Source organism: Caulobacter sp., from assembly GCF_035254145.1.
GTDB lineage: Bacteria > Pseudomonadota > Alphaproteobacteria > Caulobacterales > Caulobacteraceae > Caulobacter.
In genome coordinates this window covers 1-5,658 of record NZ_DATFAV010000143.1, presented here as the reverse complement: position 1 = coordinate 5,658, position 5,658 = coordinate 1, and the positions used below count along the sequence as shown (strand labels likewise).

Sequence of the window (5,658 nt, the reverse complement as noted above, 5' to 3'; positions counted from 1 at the left end):
GCGCCGCCTCGTGGCTCGGGAAGGTCTCGGAGAAGGTGTCACCCACCTTGTAGGCCCAGCCGCCGTCGTGCTCGACGATGATGTAGGTGATGTCGGTCATGGGGACTCTCCAAAAGCGTCACGGCCACAAGGGCTTGGATCGAACGGGCCGCCAGTAAAGGCGGTTCCGCAGCGTGTCTTGTAGGAAGATGGCACAGGTTGACATTGAAAGCCGCGCGGATCGTGATGCAATCTATGCGGTGGTGAGCGGAGGCCGAAGATGTCGAGATCGGCGACGACCATTGAGACCCGGCCGGCCGAATGGCTGCCTAACCCCACGCCGGGCGACATCCTGCTGGAAGACTTCCTCAAGCCGATCGGCATGAGCCAGACCGCCTTGGCCAAGGCGATCGGCGTGCCGCCGCGCCGCATCAATGAGATCGTCCTGGGCAAGCAAGCCGTGACCGCCGACACCGACCTGCGGCTGCACGCTACTGGGGCCTATCGGCAGGCTTCTGGCTCAGCCTCCAGATGGATTACGACCTGATGGAGCAGCGCCGAAAGATGGGCGCGGAGCTCGACAAGATCGCGCCACGGGCGGCGTGATCCCCTAAGCCACCTTCACCCGCGCCGCGCTTTCCGGCAGGTCCGTCCCGAAGGCGCGCTGGAAGAACTCGGCCACGGTCGGGCGTTCCAGTTCGTCGCACTTGTTCAGGAAGGTCAGGCGGAAGGCCAGGGCCACGTCGTGGTCGAAGATCTCGGCGTTCTGGGCCCAGGTGATCACCGTACGCGGGCTCATGACGGTCGAGATGTCGCCGTTCATGAAGGCGTTGCGGGTCATGTCGGCGACGCGGACCATGGCCGAGATCGTGCGCCTGCCCTCCGTCGTGTCGTAGGACGGGTTCTTGGCCAGCACGATCGCCGCCTCGACGTCGTGCTCGAGGTAGTTCAGCGTCGTGACGATCGACCAGCGGTCCATCTGGCCTTGGTTGATCTGCTGGGTGCCGTGATAGAGGCCGGTGGTGTCGCCCAGACCGATGGTGTTGGTCGTGGCGAACAGCCGGAAATACGGATTGGCGCGGATGACGCGGTTCTGGTCCAGCAGGGTCAGCTTGCCGCCGGCTTCCAGCACGCGCTGAATCACGAACATCACGTCCGGGCGACCGGCGTCGTATTCGTCGAACACCAGGGCGATCGGGCGTTGCAGGGCCCAGGGCAGGATGCCCTCGCGGAATTCGGTGACCTGCTTGCCTTCCTTCAGGACGATGGCGTCCTTGCCCACGAGGTCGATGCGCGAGACGTGGCTGTCCAGGTTCACACGGACCAGCGGCCAGTTCAGGCGCGCGGCGATCTGCTCGATGTGGGTCGACTTCCCGGTGCCGTGATAGCCCTGGACCATGACGCGGCGGTCCTTGGCGAAGCCGGCGCAGATGGCCTTGGTCGTCTGCGGATCGAAGCGATAGGCGCTGTCGATCTCCGGCACGTGCGGGTCGCGATGGCTGAAGGCCGGGACCTTCATGTCGCTGTCGACGCCGAATGCGTCACGCAGCGTCACCCACTTGTCGGGGACCAGGGTGATCAGCGGATCTTGGGCGGAGCTGTTTTCGGCGAACTCGGGCATGTCACCGGATTAGCGCCTTGACCCAGGGGGAGGGAAGAGGGCGCCGCATCGCGACGCCCCCTCCAGGCCCACTTTTTTAGTGATTGGCCAGGATCACCGCGGCGATCAGGCCGGTGGCGACGGCGGCCAGCACATATTGGTCGTCGACCTTCTGCCAGCGATAGCCGCGCGGCGGGGCGCGCAGGCCATGGCGGCGCCAGTCGCTGACATAGTAGCCATTGCCGCGATAACGGGCGTCCAGACGCTGGCCCTTGACCCAGCGGCGATACTCCCGGCGATCCTCTCGGCGATCCTGGCGGGCCTCGTGACGGGCCTGGTCGCGGCGGCCCTGCTCATAGGCGCGGTCGCGGCTGTCATAGCGGCCGTTGTTGTTGTGGTCGTTGCGCCAGTCTTGGGCCGAGGCGGCGCCCGCGCCGCTGGCCAGCATCAGAACGGCGACCGAAGCGGTCAGAATGCGTTTCATGTCAGTCTCCTTTGTCGAGGATGCGAGTCTTAAACGGCTCGACATGGTCCTGGCATGAACGGTCCTGTTCGGCTTAAGTTCATGTTTCAAAAGAGAAATATTGTAAGAGTTCGGCCATCTTGAACTGTCTTTGACGAGGTCTTTCCGTTGTTTCGCCTGGACTTTCCGAGACTTCTGACCGCGGCCCGTCGCGAGATCGGCGCGACCTCGGCCCTGCTGATCGCCGCCCTGGGCGGCATGGGCTTCCTGGCCATCGCCGACGAGGTCGCCGAGGGCGAGACCCACGCCTTGGACCTGGCGGTGCTCAACACGCTGCGGGTCGAGGGACGGCCAGGAACCCTCGTCGGGCCGGAGTGGCTGCACATCGCGGCGACCGACATCACCGCCCTGGGCTCGGTAACGGTGCTGGGCCTTCTGATTCTGCTGGCCTTCGCCCTGCTGGCGTCCTTGCGCCGCTGGGCCGAGGGCGTCTTGCTGCTGGCCGGCGCCGGCGGGGGTCTGATGATCAGCCAGGGTCTGAAGCGGCTGTTCGGGCGCGAGCGGCCGGAGATGGCCTACCGGGCGGTCGAGGCGCTCAACGCCAGCTTTCCCTCGGGCCACGCCATGCTGTCGGCCGTGGTGTTCCTGACCCTGGGGGTGCTGGCGGCCCGGTTCGCCGATCGGCGGCGGGTCAAGGTGCTGGCGATGAGCGCGGCGGTGCTGGTCAGCCTGCTGGTGGGGGCCAGCCGCGTCTATCTCGGCGTGCACTGGGCCAGCGACGTGCTGGCCGGGTGGTGCGTGGGGGCGGCCTGGTCGATGGCCTGCTGGCTGGCGGCCTACCTCATTCAGCGCCGCTTCACGTTGTCTTCGGCTTCGGACGCCACCTGAGCTCCAGCGTCGTCCAGACCGCGCCGGCGAAATCGGCCAGGCCCACCGCCAGCCAGGCCTTGGGCAGCCAGTCCGCCAGAACGAACGCGCCCAGCACCACCAGCGACAGCACCCGCAGGACGACGGAGGCGCGCATATAGGTGCGCTGTCCGGTCCAGCCCGCCACGTGATAGCCCATGGCGTAGGCCAGCAGCAGCAGGCCGGCGAACCGCACCCACGGCAGGCCGGACGGCGCCATCGGCGCGTTCAGCAGGTCAAGGACCGCATGGGGCGCGACCGCCAAGGCCAGGCCCGCGGTGGACAGCAGCCCGCCCCACGCCCAGATGCTCCACGGCTTGCCGAACGGCACCGGCGTCACCGGCGTCGGCGCTTGGGAAGGCGCTCGCCACTCCGGATCGCTTTCGGTCATCAAAGAGGTCCCCGCCCGCCGCGTGCCGGCGCGCGACAATGGCCCATTCGTCCCTTGCGCCGCAAGGGAGCGGACGCGGGTCTCGGCGGAAGGCGAAGCGCCGGGGGCTTGGCGGGCGGCCGTTCATGGCCTCGAATTCACGGGACAGGCTTTCGCGCGCGATCCAGTCTCCAAGCAAGCCTTGGAGCCGCCCATGCCGCCTTTCGTCCTGCTCGCCGCGCTGGTCCTGTCCGAGGTCCCGCCGCCGCCTGTCCTCATCCCGGCCATCGCCGCGCGGGACGCGGCGCTGTTCGACGTGATGTTCGTCCAATGCGACCCCGCCGCCTTGAAGGGCATGGTGACGGAGGACATGGAGTTCTATCACGACAAAGGCGGTCGGATGGATCACGACGCCTTTGTCGCCGACTACGCCAAGAGCTGCGAGGCCAAGCGCGCGCCGGACGCGTGGCGATCACGTCGCGAGCTGAAGCCGGATACCTTGCGGGTCTACGCCATTCCGGGCTTTGGCGCGGTCGAGGAAGGAACCCACCTCTTCTACGAGCGGAAGGGCGACGGCCCAGAACGTCTGGCGGGCAAGGCCCGGTTCTCGATCCTGTGGAAGCTGGGCGACGACGGCCAATGGCGTATGGCCCGCACCTTCAGCATCGACCACGCCCCCGTTCCGTAGGGCGGAGCGTAGCCCTAGACCAGCCCAGACTTCTGCAGCTGCTTATAGGCCTTGATGACCCGCTGCAGCTTGTGCTCGGCGCTGCGGTCGCCGCCGTTGGCGTCGGGGTGGCAGCGCTTGAGCAGTTCCTTGTACTTGGCCTTGATCGCCGCGCCGTCGACGCCGGCCTCCAGGTCGAGGTCGGCCAGGGCTTGGCGTTCCAGCTTGCCCAGGCCGCGCTCGGCGGCCGTGCGCTGGGACTCGGCCCGGCGCTGCTGGGCCCGGAAGATACCGAACGGATCGGCGAAGGCGCGGGCGTCACGGGCCGCCTGGGCGGCGGCCTCGCGCGAGCGGGCGTCGGCCTTGAAGCTCCAGGTGGGGCGGCCGCCGGTCTGGCGCTCGATCTCCTGCTCGGCGCGGATCTGCGCCTCGCTCATGCCGGCGTAGAAGTTCCAGTTCCTGTTGTATTCGGCCGCGTGCTGCTGGCAGAACCAATAGTGCTGGTTGGGCATGTCGCGCGACTTCGGCGCCCTGGCCGAGCCGGGCAGGCGGCAGTCGGGATGGTCGCAGCGCTTTTCGCCGGGCTTGAGGCGCAGGACATCCTCGACCGGGTCGTCCTCGCCCGGCTTGGGAGGGCGCACCCGGATATCGAAGAATTTGGGACGGTACTCGAACGGCCGGCTCATGGCGCTTAGAGTAAGCCCGCGCTATTTCCGTTCAAGGATTGACAAGCGGGAGTCGCATCATGGGCGCCGTCACGGAAGCTATTCGCGGCAAGCTCGAGGCCGCGTTTTCGCCCTCGCGGCTGGAATTGGTCGACGACAGCGACCGCCATCGGGGTCATGCCGGCCACAGCGGATCGGGCGAGAGCCATTTCACGCTGAGAATCGAGGCGCAGGCCTTTTCCGGCAAGGCGCGGGTGATGCGCCAGCGCATGGTGATGAGCGTGCTGGCCGACGAACTGGCGGGACCCGTGCACGCGCTTTCCATCGTGGCGACGGCGCCCGGCGAGGCCTGAGCCGAGAGGCCGGCCGAGCGCGATTTTGCGCTTGCGCCCGTGCGCCGCGACTGATTGCCTCTCTCCCCGGCGCGACCTTGGCCGGCAGGCAGGAAGAGCATGAGCGCCGACGTCACCTCCTCTTCGGACTCCCTTGAACAAGAAGCCGCGCGGGTTCTGCCCGGACTGCTGTCCAACGCCTATGCGCGCTATTCGAATTTCACGGTGGCCGCGGCGGTGATCGACGACGAGGGGCGCGCGCACTATGGCGTCAATGTCGAGAACGCCGCCTATCCGTCCGGCACCTGCGCCGAGCAGACGGCGATCGGGGCGATGATCACGGCCGGAGGCTCGCGCCGCATCGCCAAGGTGCTGATCGCCGCCGGCACCGACGCGGTGGTCCAGCCCTGCGGAGCCTGCCGCCAGCGCATCGCCGAGTTCGCCGGCGAGACCTGCGAGATCGTCTCGGTGCGGGGCGGGGCCCCGGCCGAGCGCGTCGCCTTCTGGACCCTGCTGCCCGAAGCGTTCGGCCCGCGCGACCTGGACTGAGCCGAGTTCTTCGCTAACCGGATCTCAAGCCGCCAGACGGGGTCAGGCGCGCGCTGATCGACCCAGACCTAACGCCGCCTTCCTGGGCCTTGTGCCCAGGACCCATCGTTCCGGGACTGGTGAGTCC

Annotated in this window: 9 protein-coding genes; 5 read left to right on the top strand and 4 right to left on the bottom strand. The window is 67.7% G+C overall.

What is annotated here, in order from left to right:
• Positions 1-259: 259 nt before the first annotated feature.
• Positions 260-526 carry a HigA family addiction module antitoxin gene (locus tag VJ655_RS08605; protein WP_324110654.1) on the top strand — a complete coding sequence of 89 codons (267 nt, stop codon included), beginning with the start codon at positions 260-262 and terminating at the stop codon, positions 524-526.
• A 63-nt stretch (positions 527-589) separates the two neighbouring features.
• Here VJ655_RS08605 and cobS read toward each other — a convergent pair whose 3' ends face one another.
• Together cobS and VJ655_RS08595 are read right to left on the bottom strand one after the other, a co-directional pair.
• The gene (gene cobS, locus VJ655_RS08600) at positions 590-1,600 is read right to left on the bottom strand and encodes a cobaltochelatase subunit CobS (protein ID WP_324110653.1); all 1,011 of its coding nucleotides are present in this window, start codon (positions 1,598-1,600) and stop codon (positions 590-592) included.
• A 76-nt stretch (positions 1,601-1,676) separates the two neighbouring features.
• The gene (locus VJ655_RS08595) at positions 1,677-2,063 is read right to left on the bottom strand and encodes an RcnB family protein (protein WP_324110652.1); all 387 of its coding nucleotides are present in this window, start codon (positions 2,061-2,063) and stop codon (positions 1,677-1,679) included.
• Positions 2,064-2,210: 147 nt separating this feature from the next.
• Between VJ655_RS08595 and VJ655_RS08590 the strand changes: the two genes are divergently transcribed.
• Positions 2,211-2,930: a phosphatase PAP2 family protein gene (locus VJ655_RS08590; protein WP_324110651.1), complete on the top strand. Its 720-nt coding sequence runs from the start codon at positions 2,211-2,213 to the stop codon at positions 2,928-2,930.
• Here VJ655_RS08590 and VJ655_RS08585 read toward each other — a convergent pair.
• The gene (locus tag VJ655_RS08585) at positions 2,899-3,339 is read right to left on the bottom strand and encodes a hypothetical protein (RefSeq protein WP_324110650.1); all 441 of its coding nucleotides are present in this window, start codon (positions 3,337-3,339) and stop codon (positions 2,899-2,901) included. The genes VJ655_RS08590 and VJ655_RS08585 overlap by 32 nt on opposite strands.
• A 193-nt stretch (positions 3,340-3,532) precedes the next feature.
• Here VJ655_RS08585 and VJ655_RS08580 point away from each other — a divergent pair, with 193 nt between their 5' ends.
• On the top strand, positions 3,533-4,006 hold the full coding sequence (locus VJ655_RS08580; protein WP_324110649.1) for a nuclear transport factor 2 family protein: 474 nt from the start codon (positions 3,533-3,535) through the stop codon (positions 4,004-4,006).
• 14 nt (positions 4,007-4,020) lie between these two features.
• Here VJ655_RS08580 and VJ655_RS08575 read toward each other — a convergent pair whose 3' ends face one another.
• Entirely contained in the window at positions 4,021-4,671 is a 651-nt protein-coding gene (locus VJ655_RS08575) for a J domain-containing protein (RefSeq protein ID WP_324110648.1), read from the bottom strand.
• Between the two features lie 56 nt (positions 4,672-4,727).
• On the opposite strand from VJ655_RS08575, the gene VJ655_RS08570 reads away from it, so the two are divergent.
• Positions 4,728-5,003, top strand: a complete 276-nt coding sequence (locus VJ655_RS08570; protein WP_324110655.1) for a BolA family protein — start codon at positions 4,728-4,730, stop codon at positions 5,001-5,003.
• 99 nt (positions 5,004-5,102) lie between these two features.
• Entirely contained in the window at positions 5,103-5,531 is a 429-nt protein-coding gene (cdd, locus tag VJ655_RS08565; RefSeq protein WP_324110647.1) for a cytidine deaminase, read from the top strand.
• The last annotated feature ends 127 nt before the right edge of the window (positions 5,532-5,658 follow it).

Coding starts and splice junctions, on each gene's coding strand:
- VJ655_RS08585 (WP_324110650.1), bottom strand. CDS start 3,339: ATGACCGAAAGCGATCCGGAGTGGCGAGCGCCTTCCCAAGCGCCGACG.
- VJ655_RS08580 (WP_324110649.1), top strand. CDS start 3,533: ATGCCGCCTTTCGTCCTGCTCGCCGCGCTGGTCCTGTCCGAGGTCCCG.
- VJ655_RS08605 (WP_324110654.1), top strand. CDS start 260: ATGTCGAGATCGGCGACGACCATTGAGACCCGGCCGGCCGAATGGCTG.
- VJ655_RS08595 (WP_324110652.1), bottom strand. CDS start 2,063: ATGAAACGCATTCTGACCGCTTCGGTCGCCGTTCTGATGCTGGCCAGC.
- VJ655_RS08575 (WP_324110648.1), bottom strand. CDS start 4,671: ATGAGCCGGCCGTTCGAGTACCGTCCCAAATTCTTCGATATCCGGGTG.
- cobS (WP_324110653.1), bottom strand. CDS start 1,600: ATGCCCGAGTTCGCCGAAAACAGCTCCGCCCAAGATCCGCTGATCACC.
- cdd (WP_324110647.1), top strand. CDS start 5,103: ATGAGCGCCGACGTCACCTCCTCTTCGGACTCCCTTGAACAAGAAGCC.